Raw genomic sequence first — 22,106 nt, 5'->3', positions numbered from 1 at the left:
CAAGTCATGAGCACCATTGTGATGACGGCCTGCTGGCCATTGCAGGGGATGAGCCCTGCGCAAAAGGCGGTGCTGATTTCATTGGCCGACAACGCCAACGACGACGGTGTTTGCTGGCCATCCCTCGCCACCATTGGATCGCGTACCTGCCTATCGGAGCGAGCTGTGCGCAATGCATTGCGTTGGCTTGAGGAGGTCGATCTGCTGAAGAGCCATCAACGCTTCGGTCGCTCGACCTGGTACACCATCACCCCGGCAGCATATGCCCCCGGCACGAAATGCCCCCCGGCACCAGATGCCCCATCACCCCGGCACGAAATGCCCCCCACCCCGGCACCAGATGCCCCCAGAACCGTAAAGGAACCATCAATTGAACCGTCACCTGATGGCAACCGCGTTCCGCGCTCGCCGTCTTGCCCGGTTCAGGACATCGTGAATCTGTTCAACCGACTGCTCACGCCAACCCTGCCTGCCGTCGTTCTCGTGTCGGAGGCTCGCAAGAAACAAATCCGCGCCCGTTGGAACCAGAGCGATGTTCACCAGAGCCTGGAATTCTGGACCGAGTACTTCGCTGACGTCGCGAAGTCGGATTTCTTGATGGGGCGTGCCGCTGGGAAATTTGGCGGTGCGCCATTCCGAGCCACCTTCGACTGGCTGATTGCCCCGTCCAACTTCGTCAAGGTCGTGGAGGGCAACTACCATGCGTGACCCCTACAGCGCAGAAGCCGAACACAGCCTGCTGGGCGCCATGCTCCAGCGCCCGGAACTGATCGACGTGTTGACCGACGATTTGTCGCCGGAGTCGTTCTACTTCGCTGACAACGCCGACGTTTATCGCGGGATCATGGGTGTGCGTGCGGCAGGTGGATCTGTCGACTTCCTCACTGTGGCTGACCGCATCGGCACGCTGCCTTCCGGCGACAACGCGCTGGCGTACTGCGCGGAGATCGTGAAGAACACTCCGAGCGTGGCCAACGCAGCGTCCTATGCCGGCATCGTCCGAGAGCGTGCGATCGAGCGCGCCTTGTACGACTTGAGTGATCGCACTATTGAGATCGCCCAGGGCGGCGCGGACATTCAGGACAAGATCGCTGCGGTGCAAGCGGCGGCCATGGCCATTGACTCCGGCAGCGACGGCGAGGAGGTCGTTAAGGCTGCCGACCTGATGGCCGACCAGCTGGAGGTGTGGCAGGAGCGTCACGACCGGTTGTCACGCGGCGAAACTCTGATCGGCTTATCTACCGGACTGGCCGACCTCGACGAGAAAACCGGCGGCCTACAGCCTGAGCAGTTGATCATTGTGGCCGGCCGCCCTGGCATGGGTAAGACCACGCTTGGCATGGGCTTTGTGTTGGACGCCGTGGTGCGCCAGAAGAAGGCCGGCCTGGTTGTCAGCCTGGAGATGAGCAAAGGCCAGTTGATCGACCGCGCGACTGCTGCCGAGGGCAAGATCCCGCTGGGCTTGGTTAAGAACGGATCGGCCTGTGAGTCGCACGGTGCCGAGCTGTGCGCGGCGGCAGCCAAGCTGCAGCACGCAAACCTGTTTATCGCTGACCGCGCCACTGCCACCGTTGGGCGCATCCGCTCGCTGGCTCGTCGTCACAAGATGCGCTATGGCCTCGACATCCTGCTGATCGATTACTTGCAACTGATGGAGGGTGAGGGCGGCAATCGTACCGAGGAGATCAGTGGCATCAGCCGTGGCTGCAAGCAGCTTGCACGCGAGCTTGGCATCCCCGTCGTGCTGCTCAGCCAGCTCTCCCGCAAGTGCGAAGAGCGCCCGAACAAGCGCCCAGTGCCGTCCGACCTGCGTGAATCGGGCGCCATCGAGCAGGATGCCGACGTGATCCTGTTCGTGTACCGCGACGAGGTTTACCACGAGAACAGCGAATACAAGGGCATCGCCGAGATCATCGTCGGAAAGGGCAGAGACATTGAGACCGGTACCGTCCGCGCGGCATTCCTTGGCCAGTACAACCGTTTCGAGAACCTGTCCGCCAGCTGGCAGCCGCCGGTGAAGGTCCAGCCGTCGAACGACAGGCCACTGTCAGCACGATATCGCCGAAAGGAGATCGCCGAATGAGGCTTCCGATCCCAGACCTTGCCGACTACCGCTACGCACTGTACTGCAGAGCCGACCTGTTTGGCCTGCCCGATCAACAGCGCCCGCCGGTGGCGCTCTACCGCGACCAAGACATGGCGATTGCACACGGCCAGCGCATGTGGCCCAGCGCCTACACCATCATTGACCTTCACGGGGAGGACGCCCCATGCGGCAAACGAAACTGACCAAGGCCGCACGCGGCCGTGAATGCCAAGTGCGCATCCCAGGGGTGTGCAACGGCAACCCCGAAACCACCGTTCTTGCCCACTATCGGCTGGCCGGTACCTGCGGTGTCGGTATCAAGCCACACGACATGCAGGGCGCCTGGGCCTGTAGCGCATGCCACGACGCCTGCGACGGCCGGAGTCGCATCATTGACCGCGACACCGCTCGTCAGTACCACGCCGAGGGTGTAATGCGCACTCAGGCCATCTTGGTTCGCGAAGGGGTGCTGGTCGCATGAGCAAGACATTGACCGTCACCCTGTCTGACGCCGAGATCCGCCGACACGCCGCTGACGAGGTGCGTGATCTGAGGGACGCCCGGCAGCCTGCGTTCCGCTTTCGCTACAAGCAGGATCGATCCCGCGGATCGTGGTACCTGGTCACCGGCAGCAAGTGGAACAAGATCGCCAATTACCCCGACCTGGGCACGAAAGCGGTGCTGGCTGTGCTGCCAGAGGTGCGCGCACGCCTGACGGTAACCCCCAGTGCTGAGGTGGCTGTGGGCACCTGGCAGAGCACAGGGCAGTTGCTGGCTTGGTTCGATGAGCGGATGAGCAAGGACCGCAACTTGTCGGCAAAGCGCAAGGCGACCGCTCATTCGGCCATGGTCAAGCACCTTATTCCGCGCCTAGGCGAATTGCCGCTGGTAGCCGTCAGTAAGGCAGAGGTCGATCAGCGCCTGATGTGGCCCCTTCAGGCCGAACTGTCCCTCGAGTATTTGCGGCTGATCTTCCGGCTGCTGGCCCTGGCCTTCAAGCAGGCGGCGCGGCTCAACCTGATCAACACCAACCCGATGGCCGCCATCCGCTTCAGCGACTTCTCCAAGGCCAAGATCAAACCCAAGGCGGCGCGGCTGCGCGATGGCCAAGTCGAGGGCCTGCTCACGCAGCTGTCCGGACACTTCGAGCAGGCGCCGGCCGAAGCCATGCTCGCCTTGATGATGCTGTGCCACGGCACCCGGGTATCGGAGACTCGGCTGGCGTCGTGGCGGGACTTCACCCTGGAGGATCGCCAGTGGCACATCCCGGCGCTGCACACCAAGACCCGGGTTGAGCTGAACCTTCCTCTGACCGACCAGGTGTGCGCACTGCTCAAGCGCTACCACCAACAACAGGCCGCGACCGGCTACAACGGCCTGTATCTGTTCCCTGCCAAGTCCGGCAAGGCGATCAGTGACAGCCAGGCCTTCGCCATCTTCGCGCGCCTGGGGCAGGGCGAGTGGACCAGCCATGACCTGCGCAAGGTGGCACGCACTGCCTGGGTGGACCTGGGTATCGACTTCCTGATCGGCGAGCTGCTGCTCAACCACGCAATGGGGCGCAACGTGCAGACCTACATCCACTCCTGGGTGGAGACCGGCAAGCGCGAGGCGCTGGAGAAGTGGCACACCTGGCTTGATGAGCGTGGTTTCAGTGGCATCCACACCATTGCCGAGCCATTACGCGAAGTTTCGCAGTTTCCAGCGCAGGCCAGCCACGGCGGGGCCTCTAGCGCATCCAATGACCAACCATAGGCGAGGATTCGAAATGCTGATTCAGCTCGTAAAGCGATCCCGTCTCGCCGTCAATCCGGCGGACATCAGTGCGATGTTCATCTACAGCAGCAATGGCGATCTGGTGCTCGAGGTGAAGATGAAGGGCGGTGAGGCGTACCGGGTCAGGCATCAGCCAGAGTGCCTGGATGGTGACGACATCTACCAAGTCCACAAGCAGCTGATGGAGGCCCAATGAGGAAGAACCACGGCCCAGCCTTCAAGAAGGCCGTGATCGAGTTGGGTAAGTGCCCTTTGTGCCGTGGGAGAGCGGTCACTCAGGGTGTGTTTCACGAACTGCCATGCGACCACTGCAACGCCTCGGGCTGGGTAGCGGCTGCAACTGGCGAGGCCCTGGCCCTGGATGAACTAGTGACCCAGCTCAGCATGAGGCTTCGGGCAGCGCTCCGGCAGATCGAGCAATTGAAGAACCTTCAGGCATCCGGGCCTGAGGCGACATATCAGGGAAGCAACCGGCGCGGCGCCGGCGGCACCAACTACACCGGGGATTGAGGGGAAAGGACATGGTTTACAGCAGCGTTTCGGGTGCAGTAGTTGCCGCTCTGGCGGCGGGCGAGAAAGGGTCGGCGAAGGCCCAGGCATGGCAGAAGCTGTACAAGTCGGCAGAGGAGGATGGTGGTTGCCTGGCCTCGTTGGGTGGGCAGTCGGGCGGCATCGACCGCACCCAGGTCGATTACTGGCTGTCGGCGCGGCTGCACCACTTGCTCAAGGGGCGGCACTGGGATGCCCTGGTCGCCAAGTACAGCACCAACAAGGCAAAAAAGGTGCAGGCCATCACGCTGGTAAGGCCGCTCATCGCAAGCCCAGCGCCGATGTTGTTCATCTACAAGGCGGTGACCGCCTGGGCGATCCCGAAATTGAAGGGTGCTCGCCGCAAGGCGCCGCAATCTGTGTCAGTGGACATTCCGCTTGATGCATCGGCCTGGCGTCGGGAAGCGGCGGTGAATGCCGCCGTTGCCGCTGGCCGGGCCGCGAAGAAGCGCATCGAGGCGCTCGAAGAGGACGTGATCATCCTGCCTGACAGCTTCTACGACATGAACACCTGGGATCTCGACGCCACGCCAGAGTCGACGCGCCGTCGCTGGAGGCTGGATATCAACGAGAAGCTCGACGGAATGATCGACGATGCGCTGGCTGAAGTTCGGGTGATTCTGGAGGTCGAGGGGCTGCTGATGAATGAGGCTGCGTGATTGCCTGTTGACATCAGTGAGCGACTGAGCGAAATTATCCCCATCCTGTCATTCCTGCGCGTGTTGAGGAGTGACTACAAAAGCCCGGCCATTTAGTCGGGTTTTTTTGTGGCTATATGCCATGCCTTGTGCGATCTTCTCGTTTTTCCAAGGAGGTCACATGTCTGTATTTGATGAATTAAATGCTCAGTATGCAAAGTTCGATGCAGCCATTAATTTGCAGTGCCATTTGCTGGTCAAATCGATTGGCGAACTGGCGATAGGGTTTGAAAAATATCTTGAGCTGCCTCATATCCACTGGTTCCAAGAAGGCGGCAAACGCGGCGACCGATATGTCAGGCTCGGGACCGGCACTCCAAAGACGTTTAAAGAGCAGGCTTGGCCTACCTATACCGCGTTAGATGGCGTTGTATCGTTCTCTCTTGCCTTGACTCTCACTGATTCGGAGTCGGGTTCTCCCCGGTTCCATTTTGTCTTCGAAGGTACCGTCCAGTTCGGACAGGATGGGTACGAATACCGCTTCAACGGTCTTGAAGCCCCAGTGATTCTGTCTGCCGTAGAAGTTGAGTCGGGAGATTTCAAAAAGGTCTGTGACGAGTTGGTCTTCCTCTTGAAGTCGAGGATCAATCCAGAGTCGATCTTAATCAAGAAAGGGAACTGACCCATCTCTCAGTAGAAGCCCGCTCATAGCGGGCTTTTTTGATTCTGGCCCCTGCAAAAGTCAGTGGCTTTCAAGGAGCAATGCTTATGGCCGAGCCAAGTACCGGCGCCCTCGCAGTGACCGGCGTACTTGCCAGCGTCGGCCTGGGTGCTGCATTCCCCCAGTTGGATCTCGCCGCACTTGTCGGCGCGTTCGGCGGGGCTTTCTTCTACGTGGTGTTCGCCAAGGACATCAGCACTTGGCGCCGTGTCGGCTATCTACTGGCTGGCTGGATCGGCGGCTACTTCGGAGCAGCAGAGCTGATGGGGCGGGCCTGGACCCAGACCGCTGGCTTCAGCGCATTCGTATGCGGCGTGCTCTGCGTCGTCACATTCTCTGGCTTGCTGGAGTGGATGCAGACCGGTCGCATGCCTACCTGGCTTCAATGGGTCTTCCGCCTGCGTACCAGGAAGGAGGGTTGAATGGTTGCCGTTATCCAGGCCGGGCTCTGCGCCGTCATCTTCGTGATGATCGGCCTGCGCTATCGGCCTTACCCGGACTCCCGCTACAAGCTGGGCGTCTCGCTGATGGCCTGGGCTGCGTGCGCTGTCACTGGCATGCAGTTCGTCAGCCTGGTCGGTCGCATGGTGATGCATGACGAGTTCGCTGATGCGTCCTGGTTCAACACCGCGTTCTACCTGCTGGCCGCCGTTCTGGTGTGCCGGGCCAAGGGCAACGTGGCCAAGATCCTGCGGGTGGACTGATGGCTTGCAGTGGATGCGCCGACCGGCGCGAATGGATCAACAAATGGATGAAGGTGGCCCGTGAACGAGCAAGCAATCTCTTTGCTCCAGAAGATCCTGGAGCAGCAGCAGAAGCAGACCGGCCTGCTGGAGACGATCGCAAGCCAGAACCTGGCACTGATCGAAGCCCTGGCCGACGGTGAGGAAGCAGACCCGGATGCCCAACCATCGACCTACCTGAGCGGCGCGCCCGTTCTGGCTGGACGGTGATGGGTAAGCTCAACACCCTCAAGGCCCAGGTCAAGATGCTTGAGGTCGCGCCCGTCCAGCAGGTACAGCAAACGCAGTGGGGTTCTGGTCGAGGAGGAAGGCCATGGCGCCGTATCCGTGAGCGCATCCTGCTGCGCGATCAGTACACCTGCCGTTGCTGCGGGGTAGTCACGCACGAGCTTGAGGTGGACCACATCATCAACGCTGCCGAGGGTGGCGGCGATGACGACTCGAATCTCCAGGGCTTGTGCGTCCCTTGTCATCAGGCGAAGACGGCTGCCGAGGCAGCCAGAGGTCGCGGCACGGCGATTTGAAGCACGTCAAATCCCCATTTCGCGCACCTTTTTGGTGCTCTGCGGGCGGGGGGAGGGTCGAGCCTCAGAAACGTTTTCTCTCGGACACCGCGCCCAACTCATTCGCAGATTTTTTCCTCTCAGGAGTTTTTTGTTAATGGCTTTAACACCCAAAAAGCGTCGGTTCATTGACGCTGTCAGGGGAGGTGCGTCCAATCGAGACGCAGCCATTGCAGCTGGATGTCCAGAAAAGACGGCATCTGCAGCCGGTTCAAGGCTGGCAAAAGACCCTGACGTGGTTAATGAGCTGCACAAGCTCAACGCTCTACATCCTGTTAAAGGCAGTGTTAAACAGCCTCCGCCCAAGGGGACCCCGGAAGCACCCGGTGACGATGTTGAATCAGCAGGCTTCGACCTGGGCGCAGCCCTGCTTCATCGAGACCCGAAGGATTTCCTGCTGGCCGTGATGAACGATGCCGGTTCAGAACCCAAGCTGCGTGTCGATGCAGCCAAAGCGCTGATGCCTTTTCTGCATCCCCGTAAAGGAGAGGGTGGCAAGAAGGAGGAGCGGCAGAAGGCAGCAGAGCAGGCCGCCAGTAAATTCAGTCGCCAGGCGCCGCCCCGCCTGGCTGCCGCAAACGGCAAGAAGGTGTAGCGATGGAATGGACCACCGCATGCCTGGATTGGGAAAGGCGATTGGTTCGTAAGCAGTCGATCATCCCGCCGCCGATTTTTGCCGATGAGGCCGAACGCGCTGTTCAGATCTTCAAGGAGCTCAAGGTTCCGGATCTTCCCGGCAAGCCACGAATGGCGGACTGCTGTGATGAGTGGGTTTTTGATTTCGTCCGGGCAATCTTTGGTGGGTACGACGCGGAAACCGGCAAGCAGCTGATCCGCGAGTTCGGCCTGCTGATCAGCAAGAAGAACACCAAATCCACCATTGCCGCCGGCATCATGCTGACGGCGCTAATTCTGTGTTGGCGTGAGGAAGAGGAACACTTGATCCTGGCGCCAACTCGAGAAGTGGCCGACAACGCCTTTAAACCCGCAGCTGCGATGGTTCGCGCCGACGAAGAGTTGTCAGCGATGTTTCACGTTCAGGATCATATTCGGACGATCACGGATCGCACGACGCGCAACAGTCTGAAAGTCGTAGCAGCAGATACCGATACCGTGTCAGGCAAGAAGTCTGGCAAGGTGCTGGTGGACGAGCTTTGGGTATTCGGCAAAAAGCCAGGCGCCGAGGCGATGTTCATGGAGGCGCTGGGCGGCCAGATCTCTCGGGACGAAGGGTGGGTTATTTACCTGACCACCCAAAGCGATGAGCCACCAGCTGGAGTGTTCAAGGAGCGGCTTCAGTATTGGCGGGATGTACGTGATGGCGTCATCGAGGATCGCAAGACGCTGGGGATTCTATACGAATTCCCCAAGGGCATGATCGAAGACCGGTCGTACTTGCATCCAGAGAATTTCTACATCACCAACCCCAACCTGGGGCGCTCCGTCAGTGCCGAGTGGCTGCAAGACGAGCTCCGCAAGAAGCAGGGCGCCGGCGATGGTTCGCTTCAAAAGTTCCTGGCGAAGCACCTAAACATTGAGATCGGACTGAATCTTCGCTCAGATCGATGGACTGGGGCTGATTTCTGGGAGGCTCAAGCTGATGAGTCGCTAAGCCTTCAGGTGCTGCTCGATCAGTCAGAGGTTGTGACCATCGGCATCGACGGCGGCGGTTTAGATGACCTGCTCGGCTTTACTGTGATTGGTCGACGGCGGGGAGGGGATGAATGGCTATCGACCTCCATGGCTTGGGCTCATCCAGTAGCCCTTGAGCGGCGGAAGTCGGAAGAGTCCAAGTACCGGGACTTCGAACGCGACGGCGACCTGGTCATCATCAAGGAGTTGCCGGGCGATGTAGCGGCGGTGGCGGACGTTGTCGAGATGATCTACGGCACCGGCCTGTTGGCGGCTATCGGCATGGACCCTGAGAAGACCCACAAGGTCATGCTCGAGGAGCTACTCAGCAGGAACATCGACGAGAAGATAATTTTCGGCATCCCGCAAGGCTGGAAGCTGGTGGGAGCCATCAGTATCGCAGAGCGCAAGTTGGCAGAGCGCAAGCTGTTCCATGCCGACCAGCCGTTAATGGACTGGTGCGTCGGTAATGCCAGGATCGAGTCGCGAGCCAACTCGGTGTTGATCACCAAGCAGGCCAGCGGAACCGCCAAGATCGACCCAGTGATGGCATTGCTGAACGCCGTTTCCCTGATGGCGACGAACCCGTCTCCGCCGGCCAAGAAATACCAGATGTTTTTCCTCAACTCGTAGCCGATCCGCTACGCCGAGCCCGCCAAGTGCGGGCTTTTGCATTTCTGGGGTAACCAATGAACAGAGCCTACAGCCTCCTTGAAATCAAGGCGGTGGACGATGACGCGCGCGTGATCACCGGCATAGCCACCACCCCTTCGCCTGACCGCATGGATGACGTGGTCGAGCCCAAGGGTGCGCAATTCAAGTTGCCAATCCCCTTCCTGTGGCAGCACAACCACGACCAACCGGTAGGACAGGTGACCAAGGCCACCGTGACAGCAGCCGGCATCGAGGTGACTGTCGAGCTGGCCAAGGTCGACGAGCCCGGAACCTTGAAGGATCGGCTCGATGAAGCCTGGCAGTCGATCAAGGCCAAGCTGGTCCGCGGCCTTTCCATCGGATTTTCACCGATCGAGTCGGCCAACATCGACGGCAGCTGGGGCCGCCGCTTCCTCAAGTGGGAGTGGCTGGAGCTTTCTGCCGTGACGGTTCCGGCTAACGCCGGTGCCAGCATCCAGACCATCAAATCCATCGACCGTGAGCTGCGCGCCGCGACAGGCATCAGCGCTCTACCGGTCGTGCGCATCACCCCTGCCGGCGCTTCGGCAACCATCACCAAATCAGCGAAGCCCGAGGAGGGCGATATGAACATTCAGGAACAAATCAAATCCTTCGAAAGCACCCGCGCCGCCAAGGCAGCGCGCCTCGAAGAAATCATGGCCAAAGCGGCGGAGGAAGGCCGCACCCTGGACGCCTCCGAGTCGGAGGAATACGACACCATCGAGGGCGAACTGAAGTCCATCGACGGCCACCTGGGACGCCTGCGCGGGTTGGAAAAGTCCATGGCGGCCGGCGCCAAGCCGGTAGAGCCTGGCCGCGTGAACAGCGTGTCCAAAGGCCATGAGGTGCGCGACAACGCAGTGATTCGCGTCGAGCGCACCTTGCCGAAGGGTACTTCCTTCACTCGCTACGCCATCGCGCTGGCGCGCTCGAAGGGCAACCTGATGCAGGCTGTCGAGGTCGCCAAGGGCTGGGAGGAATCCACCCCCGAGGTCGTGACCGTGCTGAAGGCTGCGGTTGCTGCAGGCACCACCACTGACCCGGCCTGGGCGGCACCACTGGTCGAGTACCAGACCATGGCGAGCGAGTTCATCGAGTTGCTGCGCCCGCAGACCATCATCGGCAAGATCCAGGGGCTGCGCCGTGTGCCGTTCAACATCAAGATGTCCGGTCAAGCCTCCGGCTCCAGCGTGAACTGGGTTGGCGAGGGCAAGCCGAAGCCGGTGTCCGCCCTGGCGTTCGACACCACTACTCTACGCTTCACCAAGGCTGCGGGCATCGTGGTGCTGACCGATGAGCTGGTGCGCTTCAGCAACCCGAGCGCCGAGGCTCTGGTGCAGGCGGACCTCACCGCATCGATGGCGCAGTTCCTCGATGTGGCCTTCGTCGACCCAGCCATTGCCGAGGTGGCCGAGGTTTCGCCCGCATCGATCACTCACGGCGTAACGCCGATCGTCGCCAGTGGGACCACCGCCGACGCGCTGAAAGCGGACGTGAAGCGACTGTTCGCTGCCTTCCTGGCTGCCAACATGACCCCGGCTGGCGCGGTCTGGATCATGACCCCGACCATGGCCCTGACCATCGGCATGATGACCAATGCCCTGGGCCAGGCTGAGTTCCCGGGTATCGACATGAACGGCGGCACCTTCATGGGGCTGCCGGTAATCGTGTCGGAAAGCGTTCCGGCCAACCCTGGGTCGGGCAGCCCGGTTACCGGCGCAGGCCAGCGGCTCATCCTGGCCAAGGCATCGGAGATCCTGCTGGCTGACGATGGTGGAGTGACCATCGACGTGAGCCGTGAGGCGTCCCTGCAGATGGACAGCGCGCCTGCAGCTGGTGCTACCGAGTTGGTCAGCCTGTGGCAGAACAACATGGTGGCCCTGCGCGCCGAGCGCTTCATCAACTGGAAGCGCCGTCGCCTGCAGGCGGTGGGCTACATCGACTCGGCCAACTACGAGTCCTGATCCATCAGGGCCGGGGTAGATCCCGGCCCTACCTGGAGGGAAGTCACCATGCAAATGGTTGCTCTGAAAGAATTCCGCTATGCCGGGCGGCAGTTGTTCCCGGGTGATGCGTTCGAGGCCCGTGATCGCGATGTCAGGCTGCTGAAGGCGATCAGCAATGCTCGGCTTGACGATGAGGCCGACGCCTCAACTGAGCAGGAACAGAAGGGATCGCCAACCCCCGCGAAGCGCACCTACAAGCGCCGCGACATGAAGTCTGAATAATCGGTGGAGCCGCGATGAGACTGTTCAAATGGGGCAAGAAGTCCGAAGAGAAGGGCTTGCGGCCGGCTGACAATCGCGGCGGCTGGCTTGGGGTGGTGCGTGAGGCGTTTGCTGGGGCTTGGCAGCACAATGTCGAGGTGAATCAGGACACTGTCCTAGCCTTCTCCGCCGTGTTCGCCTGCATCACCCTCATTGCGTCGGACATTGCAAAACTACGCTTGAAGCTGATACAGCTTACCGACCAGAAGGTGTGGGAAGAAACATCAAGCCCATCGTTCTCTCCGGTCATCAAGCGGCCCAACCACTACCAGAACCGTATCCAGTTCTATGAGACCTGGATGTTGTCGAAACTGACCAGTGGCAACACCTATGTGCTGAAGATCAGGGATGGTCGTGGCGTGGTGAGCAAAATGTTCGTGCTCGACCCGCGTCGCGTAGTGCCATTGGTTGCTGACGATGGCAGCGTGTTCTACCGTCTGATGGCTGACAACCTGTCGACCCTCGAGGAAGGGATGACCGTTCCAGCGAGTGAGATCATTCACGATCGCATGAACTGTCTGTTCCACCCGTTGGTTGGTGTCTCGCCTATTTATGCATGTGGCCTGGCTGCGATGCAGGGCAATGCCATCCAGAACAACTCAGCCAGGTTCTTCCAGAACGGTTCGAAGCCGGGTGGAGTGCTGACCGCGCCGGGCGCGATTGGCGAGGACACCGCAAAACGCCTCAAGGCTCACTGGGATGCCAATTTCTCCGGCGATAACGCCGGCAAAGTGGCTGTCCTGGGTGATGGCTTGAAGTACGAATCGATGGCACTTTCTGCCGCCGATTCGCAGCTTATCGAGCAACTGAAGTGGTCGGCAGAGACGGTGTGCTCGGTCTTTCATGTACCTGGGTACAAGGTTGGGGTGGGTGCAACTCCAACCAATGCCGGCGCTGAGATCTCCAACCAGGCGTATTACTCCGACTGCCTTCAGTCACTGATCGAGGCGGCAGAGCTGTGCCTGGACGAAGGCTTGGAGCTGCCTTCGCCATACGGTACGGAGTTCGATCTTGACGGCCTGCTGCGCATGGATACGCCGACTCTGTACAAGGCCAACAACGACGCTGTGGGTGGAGGCTGGATGAAGCCCAACGAGGCGCGCCGCCGAGCAGGTCTTGCGCCGGTTGAAGGTGGCGACTCTCCGATGATCCAGCAGCAGAACTACAGCCTTGCGGCCATTGCGCGCCGTGATGCGCAAGCCGATCCGTTCGGGAAAGCTGCTGTCGCCGCGCCGCCACCAGCAGCACCCTTGCCGGAAGAGCTGCCGCCCGAGGATCTGGAGAATCAGGTGCGGGTGTTCGCGCTATTGGTTGAGAAGGAGTTGAATCTTGAATCTGCGTGAACTTGAGGCACAGGCCAAAGCGCTCGCACCGGTCCTGAAGGGGTTTGTCGAAAAAGCCCTGACATCATTCCGAGAGGCTTTGTCGAAAGACCTGGATCAACGGGATTCCGTCCTGCGCGAGGATTTCAAGAAGTCCATCGAGGGTATTCCTCCGCTAGATGTCGAAGAAGTTGCCAGAGAGGCAGCGCAGCTCATACCAACGCCGGAGAATGGAAAGGACGCCGACCCCGAGCTGATTCGTCTGGCAGTGGCCGATGAGGTTGCCAAGCTGCCAGCGCCAAAGGATGGTGCATCGGTCACGCTGGAAGATGTCACTCCAATGGTGCTCGAAGCGGTGAAGGAGGCTGTCGAGGCACTGCCGCCACCTGAGCCTGGGAAAAGCATCGCGGTAGAAGATGTCCGGCCGTTGATTGCAGAGGAGGTGGCCAAGCTGCCAGCGCCCAAAGATGGTACATCGGTCTCACTAGAAGATATTGCCCCGATGCTGCTCGAGGCCGTGAAGGATGCGGTCGACTCCCTACCCCCGGCGCAACCTGGGGTCAGTGTAACGTCAGAAGATCTCCGACCAATCATCGCAGAAGAAGTCGCCAAGGTGATGCAGGGCCTGGTCCTGCCGAAAGATGGCGAGCCAGGCCGAGATGCCTTGCAACTGGAGATCCTGCCGGAGATCAGTCCCGAGAAGGCGTACGCCCGCGGCACCTATGCCAAGCATTTGGGTGGCCTATGGCGTTCCTTCGAGCGGACTACGGGCATGAAGGGATGGGAGTGCGTCGTCGAGGGCGTCGGTTCCGCAGTAGTGGAGCAATCCGGCGAGAGGGGGGTCGAGCTGGCTCTGGTGCTCTCCAGCGGCGCCGAGATCCGTAAAAAGCTTGAACTGCCGGTGATGATCTATCGCGGCGTGTTCAGTCCTGGCGACTACGTGCCGGGCGACACGGTGACCTGGGGGGGCAGCCTGTGGCACTGCGACGAACCAACGACCGACAAGCCGGGCGAGGTTGGGAGTAAGGGCTGGACCTTGGCGGCGAAGCGCGGCCGCGACGGCAAGCCCGGCACCAACGGCAAGGACCTGATCAAGGGGGTATCGGCATCATGATGTTCATCACTCTGGAGCAAGCAAAATCTCAGCTTCGCGTGGATGATGACGCCGACGACGATGACATCCGAGACAAGGTGCTCGAGGCGAGCGACCTGGTCAGGGGTTATCTCAAGTCCGCCGCTGATGCCTATCTGGATGCAGACGGCGAGGCCATTCCCGGCAAGGTTCCCTATGCGGTGAAGGCAGCCACCAAGCTCATGCTTGGCTACCTGTACAACCAGCGCGATAACGACCAAGACCGGGAGTTCGAGCAGGGTATGCTCCCAAGGCCGGTAACAGCGCTTCTCTACCACCTTCGCGATCCGGCACTGGCATGAGCATTCAAGCAGGCAAGCTGAGGCATCGAATCGAGATTCAGCACAAGGTCACGCCGCGCGACCCTGAGACATTGGAGTTCGGCGAGCCAGATTGGCAGTTGTTTGCCAAGGTGTGGGCGCAGGTTTCCCCGCTGTCTGGCCGCGACCTGATTGCTGCCCAGTCCGCACAGTCAGAAGCCACCGCCAGGATCGTGATTCGCTACCGCTCAGGGGTGCTGCCTACCATGCGCATCGTCTATCGGGACGAGGTGTACAGCATTGTTGGTCGTCCTTTGGAGGACCCGAACTCTGGTCGTGAATACCTCACGATCCTTGTGTCGAAGGGGGTGAAAGATGGCTGAAACAGTCGAGTTCAGCCTGATCGGCCTGGATAGCCTGCTGGGAAAGCTCGATGCTGTCAGCTACGACGTTAAGCGAAAAGGTGGTCGTACTGCGTTGCGCAAGGCTGCCCAGGTGGTGGTGCAGAAGGCGAAGGAGGGCGCTGAGCGCATCGACGACAAGGAAACCGGCCGCTCGATCTCCGACAACATCGCACTGCGCTGGAATGGTCGCTTGTTCAAGCGGACCGGCGACCTGGGCTTCCGGGTCGGCGTGCTGCATGGAGCCGTGTTGGCGAAGAAGGGTGAGACGGTCGACCTATCGATCAATGCTCCCACCCCACACTGGCGCCTCATCGAGTTCGGTACCGAGAAGATGGCCGCGGCCCCGTTCATGCGACCGGCCCTGGCCAACAGCATCAGCGAAGTCACCAACACCTTCGTCACCGAGTACGAGAAGGCGATCGACCGCGCAATCCGGCGCGCTGCGAAAAAGGCTGCATCCTCATGACACCACCCATTGAACTCGTTTGCGCGGCTGACCCCGGCGTTACAGCTCTGCTCGGTGCGGGTGTGAACCTGCGCCTGTACCCGTTTGGCGAGGCCCCGGAGGGCGTGGCCAAGCCGTATGCCGTTTGGCAGCTGGTGCGCGGGAGCCCGGAGAACTATCTGGCAGGCCGCCCTGATGTCGATGGTTTCACGCTGCAGGTGGACGTGTACGGCACCACCAGCGCATCCGTGCGCAAAGTGCGTGACGCAATCCGCGATGCAATCGAATTGCGCGCCTACGTCACTCGCTGGGGTGGTGAGTCGCGCGATTCTGCGACCAAGCACTACCGCACCAACTTCGACGTGGACTGGATAGTCCGCCGTTGAGTCAGGCTTACCAGTCGGTCTCAACTATGAGTGAGACCCGTGGGTGATCAAGCTCCAGGTACATGCTGTTCACATATGCCCCCAATATCTTGCCGCCTTCGCGAAGCTTCTTCGTGAAGAATTTGGCTCGCTCTTTCTTTATGTAGCCGATGTGGACATCGGTTGTTAGGAAGAGGGTGAACCAGCGGCGAACGGTGACATAGACAGCTATGGCATTTTCGTCATGAGGGTTGTTCGGTTCTGGAACCAGTTTCACCTCCATACCTTCTTTTACGGCCAGGCGGATGCGGCTTTGCCGGCCCTCGAATCCAGTGCCTGCAACAATGACGCTGTACTCCATGGGCACTCCTTGGATCGATAGATGGCGAAAGCTATTACGCATGGCCAGTGAATTGCCACTGGCTTTTCATCCACCTGGATAATTAAACAGTTCAACTGAGCCCGCCAAGTGCGGGCTTTTCTTTGCCCGACAGGAGACCACCATGTCGATTCTCACCCAAGGCACCCAGGTCTACGCCCTGATGCCGCCTCTCACTGGCACCGGTCCATTGGCTGTAACGGAGGTCGAGTGCGCCACGGCCTTCAACCCTGGTGGAGCGCCGGCGGAGCAGATCGAGGACACCTGCCTCAGCTCCACTTCCCGGACCTACAAGAAGGGCCTGCGTACCCCGGGTCAGGCATCGCTGACCATCAATGCCGACCCTAACAGCGCGAGCCATGTCCGCCTCCACCAGCTTTCCGAGGCCGACGGCGACACCACCATCAAATGGGCCGTGGGCTGGTCGGACGGCACCGCATCGCCGACGCTCAGCACTGAAGGCGATGACTTCGAGCTGCCTGCCTCGCGCACCTGGTTCGTGTTCGAAGGCTACGTCGCCGACTTCCCGTTCGACTTCGCCGCTAACGCCGTGGTGAGCACCGCGGTATCCATCCAGCGTTCGGGCGGTTCCGCCTGGATTCGTAAGGTGGCCTAACGATGGAACTGAGCATCTCCAACCTGAAGAAGTCCAAGGCCTTCACCGCTCGCCCGGTGGCCAAGGAGATCGAGTGGGACGACAAGAAGTTCACCTGCTACGTGCGGCCGCTGTCCTACCAGACGGCCATCGGCGATATCGCTGCTCACCGTGGCGCCGACCCGCTGGCCTGCCGTATCGCCTCGAGCATCTGCGATGCCGAGGGAAAGGCGGTGTTCACCGTCAACGACATCACCGGCGAGGCCGATCCGGAGAAGGGCGCTCTCGACCCTGACCTGACCAACCTGTTGCTGATCGCCATCGGTGAGGTGCAGAACGGCGCCGTCGCGGGAAAGAGGAAGCGCTAGAGCCGATCGACGAACTGTGGTGCGAGCTGGTGATGAACGGGATAGGCGGCCGCACCATCGCCGAGGCGCAAGAAAACATGACCTATCCCGAGTTTCTGACTTGGGTGAAGTTCCGGCAGAAGCGCGGATCGCTTCACCTGGGGATGAGGCTGGAGGTAGCTCTGGCCCAGTTCCAGGCCATTTACTTCAACAGCAAGACCAGAGAGTCGGCACCGAAACTGTACCCGCAGGACTTCGCTCCGCACATGGACCCACGGGTCGAGACGCTGGAGGAGGCCCTGGAAAGCTGGAGCTGATAGCCACAATGCGCCAAACTTAGCAGTTTGCTGACATTAATGGAGGGGTAAAGTGGGCAGGAATCTTGCTCTAGCACTGTTTTTTGTATCCGCAGCTTGCTTTGCGGGCGCTGAAAAAGTTCCTGCAACAGCAGCGGATTTGGCAGGCATTAAGGCCGCGATGGATGATGTTCTGAAGGATTCAGATAGTGCGAAGGTGAAAAGCGTATTTTTGACCCGTGAAGATAAAGGCTGGCAGTTCTGCGGACTAGTGAACGCCAAGAACTCTTACGGAGCTTATGCAGGATACTCGCCATTTATAGGAATGAAATTTCCTCGGGATACGGGTAAAGATGTCTATGTAGTGATGAGTGTTGGAGATGGTGCGGGTATTGTCTGCGGAAACGCAGTGAAGTGAAGTTGTGGATTTAAATCATGCCGCCTCCGGGCGGCTTTTTTTCGCCTGGAGAACGTCATGGCTGGATCGCTTGGCACGCTCACGCTTGACCTGATTGCCCGGATTGGCGGTTTCACTGGGCCGATAGACCAGGCGGGCCGGGCCGCCAAGAAATCATCAAAAGAGATGGTTGAGGCCGCCAATCAGGCAAAGTTTGCCTGGAGCGCTTTGGGGGAGGCTGCTGCTGGAGTAGTTGCTGGACTGTCCGTCGCAAGCATTTTTGGACGATTTGTCACAGAAACTAGAAATGCGGAGAGGGAACAGGCTCAGTTGAGCGCAGTCCTTCGTTCAACTGGTGAGTCGGCAGGCTTCAATCGTGAACAGCTGAATGACATGGCCGCCGCCATGGAGAAAGCGACAACGTTCTCGGGTGGTGATATCAACCAAGCCCAAACCACTCTTCTCGCATTCTCTGGAGTGGTCGGTAACCAATTCAACAGGGCGTTACAAGCCGCTGCTGACATGGCTGCACGGACAGGCATGTCGGTTAAAGACGCAGCGGAAACTATTGGTCGAGCCCTAGATGTACCGTCCAAAGGTCTAACTGCTCTCAGCAAGCAAGGGTTCCGCTTCACTGACGAACAGAAGAAGATGGCTCTGGCGATGGAGTCGACAGGTAACGTCGCCGGCGCCCAGGGCATCATTCTTCAGTCTCTCGAAGAATCTTATGGTGGTGCCGCAGCCGCCGCTCGGGATACTTTCGGCGGCGCAATGGAGGCCCTGCAAAATACAATCTCTGGCCTGCTGACTGGAGAGGGCAGCCTGACTGCGGCAAAGGACGTGGTTGAGTCGCTCAACAAGGTTCTTGGATCGCCTGAAGCAAAAGTTGCGTTGGAGGCGACAGCCAAGGCCGCAGTTGTCTTGGCTGGTGTGCTTTCCGTCCGCCTCGCAGCTGCAGCTGCAACCGCGGCCGCCTCCTTTGTTCGGGTCCAGTACGACACTGCTCGTTATCAGGCAACTCTCGCTACAATGGCTGGGGTGAGCAGGACGGCCGCCGCCGGCATTACCGCAATGAGTGTCACAGCCAGGGCGGCATCTGCATCGATGGCGCTTCTTGGCGGACCTGCAGGGATATTGATTGCAGCAGGTACAGCCCTGACCTACTTCACAATGAAAACGGACGATGCGCGGAAGTCGCTCATTGACGTCAGTAGGCCGCTTGACGAGCTAGCCGAAAAGTTCAGGGCGCTTGGGCGCGACCAAAAGGCAGCACAGCTCGCTGAGTACACGTCTGATTTCAAGCAAGCCACCCAGGACCAGGCAGACGCCTACAGCACGCTGATGAAGCGGGTGAATCGTGACCTGGGCAGTTCATTGTTCCCCCGGATCAAGAAAGAGTTCGATGAGGCCTATGCTGCTGGGCAGCCATTGTCCCTGGTCATCGAGGACCTGTCGCGGCGGTTCCGGCTCAAGCCGGAAGCCCTACAGGCTTGGGTGGCGCAGTCGGGCGCAGTTGCTGAGGCCGGCGAGAAGGCGTCCTATGCCGCCAGTCTGGTCAAGCGCCTCACCGATGAGTTCAACGCTAACACTGTCGCGGCGGCCACGAACGCAAACACGGTCCCCGAAAGGTCCAAGGTCTACACCGACTTGGCCAAGAAGATCGACGAGCAGATCGCTGTTGCTGGGAAGCGAACCGAAGCTGAGAAGCTTTCGGCAAGGATCAGTGGTGGCTTCGTTGAGGGCTTGAAAGAGGGAGAGGGTGATCTGCTGGTTGCCAAGCAGAAGAACTTAGACGCAATCGAAAAGGCTGCTGCGGCGACGAAGAAGGCCGAGGAAGACGCCAAGTCCCGCGCGAAATCAGCAGCAGAAGCACTGAAGAAGCGCGGGGTCGACGCCGAGGAAGGCTACCGCCGTCAGATCGCCCTCATCGATGAGACCACCGGCAAGCAGGGCAAGGCTACCGAGGTAGCCAAGTTGGCCTTCGAGCTGGAGACCGGCAAGCTCAAGGGTGTCAGCGCCGAGCGCCAGAAGGTGCTGGAAGGCCTGGCAGCCGAGCTCGACGCCAAGATCAAGCTGCAGAAGCAGAACCAGGAAGACCTGAAACTGGCCACCTACGCGGCCAACCTGAAGGACAGCAACACCATTGTTCGCCAGGGCTTCGAACTGGAGATCGCTGGCGCTGGCCAGGGTGAGAAGCTGCGCTCGCGGATGCGGGAAAACCTGGCGATCGAGCAGGACTTCGCCAAGCAGCGCAACGAGCTCTACAAGCAGTACAAGGAAGCTGACCTGCTGGGCGATCCTGATGCCAAGGCGCGATATGACAAGGAAACGGCCCTGCTGCGTGATGCCATGGCCGACCGGATTCAGATCCAGGAGGACTACTACCGCAAGCAGGATGAGCTGCAAGGCGACTGGCTCAGCGGTGCGAAGGACGCCTGGCAAGACTACGCCGATAGCGCCATGGACATGAACTCGCAGATGTACAGCGTCACCAGCAATGCCCTGGGCAGCCTGGAAGATGAGCTGGTCAACTTTGTGAAGACCGGCAAATTCAACTTCAGCGACTTCGCCGAAGGCATCGCCAACGACCTGCTGCACATGTTGGTGAAGGTGGGCCTCCAGATGGCGGTCAACGCCGCGATTGGTGACGCTGCGGCAGCTTCCTCGGCGGCGCTGGCGGCGGCGACCGGTACTGCCATGGCTGCTGCCTACGCGCCGGCCGCCGCCATGGCCTCCCTCGCCTCGTTCGGCGCCAACGCCGCGCCTGCATCGGCGGCGATCACAAGCACCACGGCTCTGGCCAGCAGCTTGTCGCTGGTCGGCATGGCGCATGACGGTATCGACAGCGTGCCGCGTGAGGGCACTTGGCTGCTGCAGAAGGGCGAGCGGGTAACCACGGCGAACACCAGCGCCAAGCTGGACCGCACCTTGAGCGATATTCAGCAGAACGGAGGATCGGCGGGGTGGAGCCAGATGCCACCCATCCAGCAGCACTTCCAAATCCAAGGCTCCGCGGATGAAGCCACGCTGGCGCGGATCAGGGAAGCTGCAACCCAAGGAGCAAACGCCGGATATCAGATGGTCCTCAAGGACTTCAAGACCAACGGCCCAGCGCGAAAGATGCTGCGCAACGGCTAGCCATGCGTATTAGGGGGATTCAATGACCGAAAAGCAGAAGGGGGCCAGCGAAGATCTTCTCGCTCGGATACGCAAGGCAGCGGCTCAGGGAGCCATGGAGGGCTACCGGAGGGTGCTCGAGGAATTCAGGGCAAATGGGCCGGCGCGGTAGGCACTGCGCAAGGATGATCAATCACCAGGAGAACCTACATGGCAATCGCATGGCCGGATGGCCTGTGCCCGAATGAAATGACCTGGGGGGTCGTCTACAACAACCGTGCGTTCACCTCAACGCTGTCCAACGCACAGCAGATCGTCGGTTACCCGGGAGCGTACTGGCAGTGCCAACTGACCTTTTCGGCGCTCTCGCGGGAGCAGGAGCGACTGCTGACGGCGTTTATCGGTCGCCTGCAGGGGATGTTCGGCACATTCAACCTGCCAGCCTTTACCCGCACACGCGCTGACTTCATCGGCGCACCGGTGGTGGTCACAGCCAATGCGCAGTCGTCGGTGATGCGCATTGGAGGCGTGACCGCCAACGCCAAGGTCTTCTCGATGGGCGACTACATCACCATCGGCGGGGTCATGTTCGAGGTCGTTGACGATGCAGTGTCGGGCGCCAATGGGCAGGTGCAGGTGACAGTGAACAAGCCTGTGCGCAAGACGATCACCGCCGGCACGCCGGTCGAGTACAGGGCGCCGTTCGCCGAAATGCGCCTGACCAGCGATAGCCATTCTCTGGCCCGGCGGCCGGTGATTTCCAATCTCACACTTGAACTTCGGGAGGCCTTCTGATGGCAGGCGCATTTCCCTTCAGCCAGCGGGTGGTGGACATCATCGCCCAGGGCAATTTCACCGCGGTGTGGGCCTGCCAGCTGGACTTTCCTGATCGGATGGTATTCGCGCACACCGGCACCGGGGATCTGGTGATCGATGGGATCACCTACCTGGGTGTCGGCAACTTCGGCGAGGTTGGTCAGGCTCAGGAAAGCAGCAGCTCCGGCTCACCCATGAGCGTTGAACTGACACTCAGCGGCCTGGATACCACGATCATCACCGAAACCAGCCTCAAGGGCTGCCGGGGGCGTAACGCCAAGTTGATGTTCGTGGTGTTCAGCCAGTCCGGCGAGTATGCCGCCGACATCCTGTTCAGCGGACGCATGGATGCTGCCCAGTTCGCCTACAGCGGTAACGGTAGCGACGGCAACCACATCAAGGTTCCGATCATCGATCGCATGGCCGAGTGGAGCCGTATTGGAACCGAGCGTTGGACGGATGAGAACCACCGAGCTCGATACCAGAACGACCGCTTCTTCTACGCCGTCGCCCAAATGGCCGACTGGCCCATCTACTGGGGTGCCAGCAAGGACGCTCCATCCTTCAGCTACGAGTAGCCC

The 22,106-nt window shown here is 60.3% G+C and carries 31 protein-coding genes; 30 read left to right on the top strand and 1 reads right to left on the bottom strand.

What is annotated here, in order from left to right; all coding sequences use genetic code 11:
* Positions 1–6 precede the first annotated feature (6 nt).
* The 23 genes from F3J43_RS01295 (at position 7) to F3J43_RS01185 (ending at position 15,599) form a co-directional block, all read left to right on the top strand.
* The gene (locus F3J43_RS01295) at positions 7–708 is read left to right on the top strand and encodes a helix-turn-helix domain-containing protein (RefSeq protein WP_205297567.1); all 702 of its coding nucleotides are present in this window, start codon (positions 7–9) and stop codon (positions 706–708) included.
* On the top strand, positions 701–2,083 hold the full coding sequence (gene dnaB / locus F3J43_RS01290; protein ID WP_166883007.1) for a replicative DNA helicase: 1,383 nt from the start codon (positions 701–703) through the stop codon (positions 2,081–2,083). Before F3J43_RS01295 ends, dnaB begins: the two co-directional genes overlap by 8 nt.
* Positions 2,080–2,289 carry a hypothetical protein gene (locus F3J43_RS01285; protein ID WP_166883006.1) on the top strand — a complete coding sequence of 70 codons (210 nt, stop codon included), beginning with the start codon at positions 2,080–2,082 and terminating at the stop codon, positions 2,287–2,289. Before dnaB ends, F3J43_RS01285 begins: the two co-directional genes overlap by 4 nt.
* Positions 2,271–2,567: a DUF1364 domain-containing protein gene (locus tag F3J43_RS01280; protein WP_166883005.1), complete on the top strand. Its 297-nt coding sequence runs from the start codon at positions 2,271–2,273 to the stop codon at positions 2,565–2,567. The genes F3J43_RS01285 and F3J43_RS01280 overlap by 19 nt, the downstream gene beginning before the upstream one ends.
* On the top strand, positions 2,564–3,841 hold the full coding sequence (locus F3J43_RS01275) for a tyrosine-type recombinase/integrase (protein WP_205297566.1): 1,278 nt from the start codon (positions 2,564–2,566) through the stop codon (positions 3,839–3,841). The genes F3J43_RS01280 and F3J43_RS01275 overlap by 4 nt, the downstream gene beginning before the upstream one ends.
* Before the next feature lie 13 nt (positions 3,842–3,854).
* On the top strand, positions 3,855–4,058 hold the full coding sequence (locus F3J43_RS01270; protein ID WP_166883004.1) for a hypothetical protein: 204 nt from the start codon (positions 3,855–3,857) through the stop codon (positions 4,056–4,058).
* A complete protein-coding gene (locus tag F3J43_RS01265; protein ID WP_166883003.1) occupies positions 4,055–4,372 on the top strand; it encodes a hypothetical protein in 318 nt (105 codons plus the stop codon). Before F3J43_RS01270 ends, F3J43_RS01265 begins: the two co-directional genes overlap by 4 nt.
* Positions 4,373–4,383: 11 nt before the next feature.
* Entirely contained in the window at positions 4,384–5,070 is a 687-nt protein-coding gene (locus F3J43_RS01260; protein ID WP_166883002.1) for a hypothetical protein, read from the top strand.
* Between the two features lie 160 nt (positions 5,071–5,230).
* Entirely contained in the window at positions 5,231–5,731 is a 501-nt protein-coding gene (locus tag F3J43_RS01255; protein WP_166883001.1) for a hypothetical protein, read from the top strand.
* An 86-nt stretch (positions 5,732–5,817) separates the two neighbouring features.
* Complete coding sequence (locus F3J43_RS01250; RefSeq protein ID WP_166883000.1) at positions 5,818–6,192, top strand: putative holin; 375 nt, start codon at positions 5,818–5,820, stop codon at positions 6,190–6,192.
* Positions 6,193–6,474, top strand: coding sequence for a phage holin family protein (locus tag F3J43_RS01245; protein ID WP_166882999.1), 282 nt, complete (start codon positions 6,193–6,195; stop codon positions 6,472–6,474).
* A gap of 60 nt (positions 6,475–6,534) precedes the next feature.
* The gene (locus tag F3J43_RS01240) at positions 6,535–6,723 is read left to right on the top strand and encodes a YebO family protein (protein WP_166882998.1); all 189 of its coding nucleotides are present in this window, start codon (positions 6,535–6,537) and stop codon (positions 6,721–6,723) included.
* The gene (locus tag F3J43_RS01235; protein ID WP_166882997.1) at positions 6,723–7,037 is read left to right on the top strand and encodes an HNH endonuclease; all 315 of its coding nucleotides are present in this window, start codon (positions 6,723–6,725) and stop codon (positions 7,035–7,037) included. Before F3J43_RS01240 ends, F3J43_RS01235 begins: the two co-directional genes overlap by 1 nt.
* Positions 7,038–7,173: 136 nt before the next feature.
* Complete coding sequence (locus tag F3J43_RS01230; protein ID WP_166882996.1) at positions 7,174–7,671, top strand: terminase small subunit; 498 nt, start codon at positions 7,174–7,176, stop codon at positions 7,669–7,671.
* A gap of 2 nt (positions 7,672–7,673) precedes the next feature.
* A complete protein-coding gene (locus tag F3J43_RS01225) occupies positions 7,674–9,341 on the top strand; it encodes a terminase large subunit (RefSeq protein WP_166882995.1) in 1,668 nt (555 codons plus the stop codon).
* A 56-nt stretch (positions 9,342–9,397) separates the two neighbouring features.
* Entirely contained in the window at positions 9,398–11,347 is a 1,950-nt protein-coding gene (locus tag F3J43_RS01220; protein WP_166882994.1) for a phage major capsid protein, read from the top strand.
* Between the two features lie 48 nt (positions 11,348–11,395).
* Positions 11,396–11,611, top strand: a complete 216-nt coding sequence (locus tag F3J43_RS01215) for a hypothetical protein (RefSeq protein WP_205297565.1) — start codon at positions 11,396–11,398, stop codon at positions 11,609–11,611.
* 14 nt (positions 11,612–11,625) lie between these two features.
* Positions 11,626–12,993, top strand: a complete 1,368-nt coding sequence (locus F3J43_RS01210) for a phage portal protein (protein WP_166882993.1) — start codon at positions 11,626–11,628, stop codon at positions 12,991–12,993.
* Positions 12,980–14,086: a phage portal protein gene (locus F3J43_RS01205; RefSeq protein WP_166882992.1), complete on the top strand. Its 1,107-nt coding sequence runs from the start codon at positions 12,980–12,982 to the stop codon at positions 14,084–14,086. Before F3J43_RS01210 ends, F3J43_RS01205 begins: the two co-directional genes overlap by 14 nt.
* Positions 14,083–14,406, top strand: coding sequence for a head-tail connector protein (locus F3J43_RS01200; RefSeq protein WP_166882991.1), 324 nt, complete (start codon positions 14,083–14,085; stop codon positions 14,404–14,406). The genes F3J43_RS01205 and F3J43_RS01200 overlap by 4 nt, the downstream gene beginning before the upstream one ends.
* Positions 14,403–14,747: a phage head closure protein gene (locus F3J43_RS01195; protein WP_205297564.1), complete on the top strand. Its 345-nt coding sequence runs from the start codon at positions 14,403–14,405 to the stop codon at positions 14,745–14,747. The genes F3J43_RS01200 and F3J43_RS01195 overlap by 4 nt, the downstream gene beginning before the upstream one ends.
* The gene (locus tag F3J43_RS01190) at positions 14,740–15,234 is read left to right on the top strand and encodes an HK97-gp10 family putative phage morphogenesis protein (RefSeq protein WP_166882990.1); all 495 of its coding nucleotides are present in this window, start codon (positions 14,740–14,742) and stop codon (positions 15,232–15,234) included. Before F3J43_RS01195 ends, F3J43_RS01190 begins: the two co-directional genes overlap by 8 nt.
* Complete coding sequence (locus tag F3J43_RS01185; RefSeq protein ID WP_166882989.1) at positions 15,231–15,599, top strand: DUF3168 domain-containing protein; 369 nt, start codon at positions 15,231–15,233, stop codon at positions 15,597–15,599. Before F3J43_RS01190 ends, F3J43_RS01185 begins: the two co-directional genes overlap by 4 nt.
* A gap of 7 nt (positions 15,600–15,606) precedes the next feature.
* On the opposite strand, the gene F3J43_RS01180 is transcribed toward F3J43_RS01185, so the two are convergent.
* Complete coding sequence (locus tag F3J43_RS01180) at positions 15,607–15,939, bottom strand: HIRAN domain-containing protein (protein ID WP_166882988.1); 333 nt, start codon at positions 15,937–15,939, stop codon at positions 15,607–15,609.
* A 142-nt stretch (positions 15,940–16,081) separates the two neighbouring features.
* Here F3J43_RS01180 and F3J43_RS01175 point away from each other — a divergent pair, with 142 nt between their 5' ends.
* From F3J43_RS01175 to F3J43_RS01145, 7 genes are all read left to right on the top strand, one after another.
* Positions 16,082–16,573 carry a phage tail tube protein gene (locus tag F3J43_RS01175; RefSeq protein WP_166882987.1) on the top strand — a complete coding sequence of 164 codons (492 nt, stop codon included), beginning with the start codon at positions 16,082–16,084 and terminating at the stop codon, positions 16,571–16,573.
* A gap of 2 nt (positions 16,574–16,575) precedes the next feature.
* On the top strand, positions 16,576–16,920 hold the full coding sequence (locus tag F3J43_RS01170; RefSeq protein WP_166882986.1) for a phage tail assembly chaperone family protein, TAC: 345 nt from the start codon (positions 16,576–16,578) through the stop codon (positions 16,918–16,920).
* Between the two features lie 32 nt (positions 16,921–16,952).
* The gene (locus F3J43_RS01165; RefSeq protein WP_166882985.1) at positions 16,953–17,216 is read left to right on the top strand and encodes a hypothetical protein; all 264 of its coding nucleotides are present in this window, start codon (positions 16,953–16,955) and stop codon (positions 17,214–17,216) included.
* Positions 17,217–17,268: 52 nt separating this feature from the next.
* Positions 17,269–17,613: a hypothetical protein gene (locus F3J43_RS01160; protein ID WP_166882984.1), complete on the top strand. Its 345-nt coding sequence runs from the start codon at positions 17,269–17,271 to the stop codon at positions 17,611–17,613.
* Between the two features lie 57 nt (positions 17,614–17,670).
* Positions 17,671–20,730: a phage tail tape measure protein gene (locus tag F3J43_RS01155; RefSeq protein WP_166882983.1), complete on the top strand. Its 3,060-nt coding sequence runs from the start codon at positions 17,671–17,673 to the stop codon at positions 20,728–20,730.
* Positions 20,731–20,919: 189 nt separating this feature from the next.
* Positions 20,920–21,504 carry a hypothetical protein gene (locus tag F3J43_RS01150; RefSeq protein ID WP_166882982.1) on the top strand — a complete coding sequence of 195 codons (585 nt, stop codon included), beginning with the start codon at positions 20,920–20,922 and terminating at the stop codon, positions 21,502–21,504.
* On the top strand, positions 21,504–22,103 hold the full coding sequence (locus F3J43_RS01145) for a hypothetical protein (RefSeq protein WP_166882981.1): 600 nt from the start codon (positions 21,504–21,506) through the stop codon (positions 22,101–22,103). The genes F3J43_RS01150 and F3J43_RS01145 overlap by 1 nt, the downstream gene beginning before the upstream one ends.
* The last annotated feature ends 3 nt before the right edge of the window (positions 22,104–22,106 follow it).

The organism is Pantoea sp. Cy-639 (assembly GCF_011752525.1).
Classification (GTDB): Bacteria; Pseudomonadota; Gammaproteobacteria; order Pseudomonadales; family Pseudomonadaceae; genus Aquipseudomonas.
Note: the sequence above shows the minus strand (reverse complement) of the source record. Positions and strands in the feature narration are given on the sequence as shown.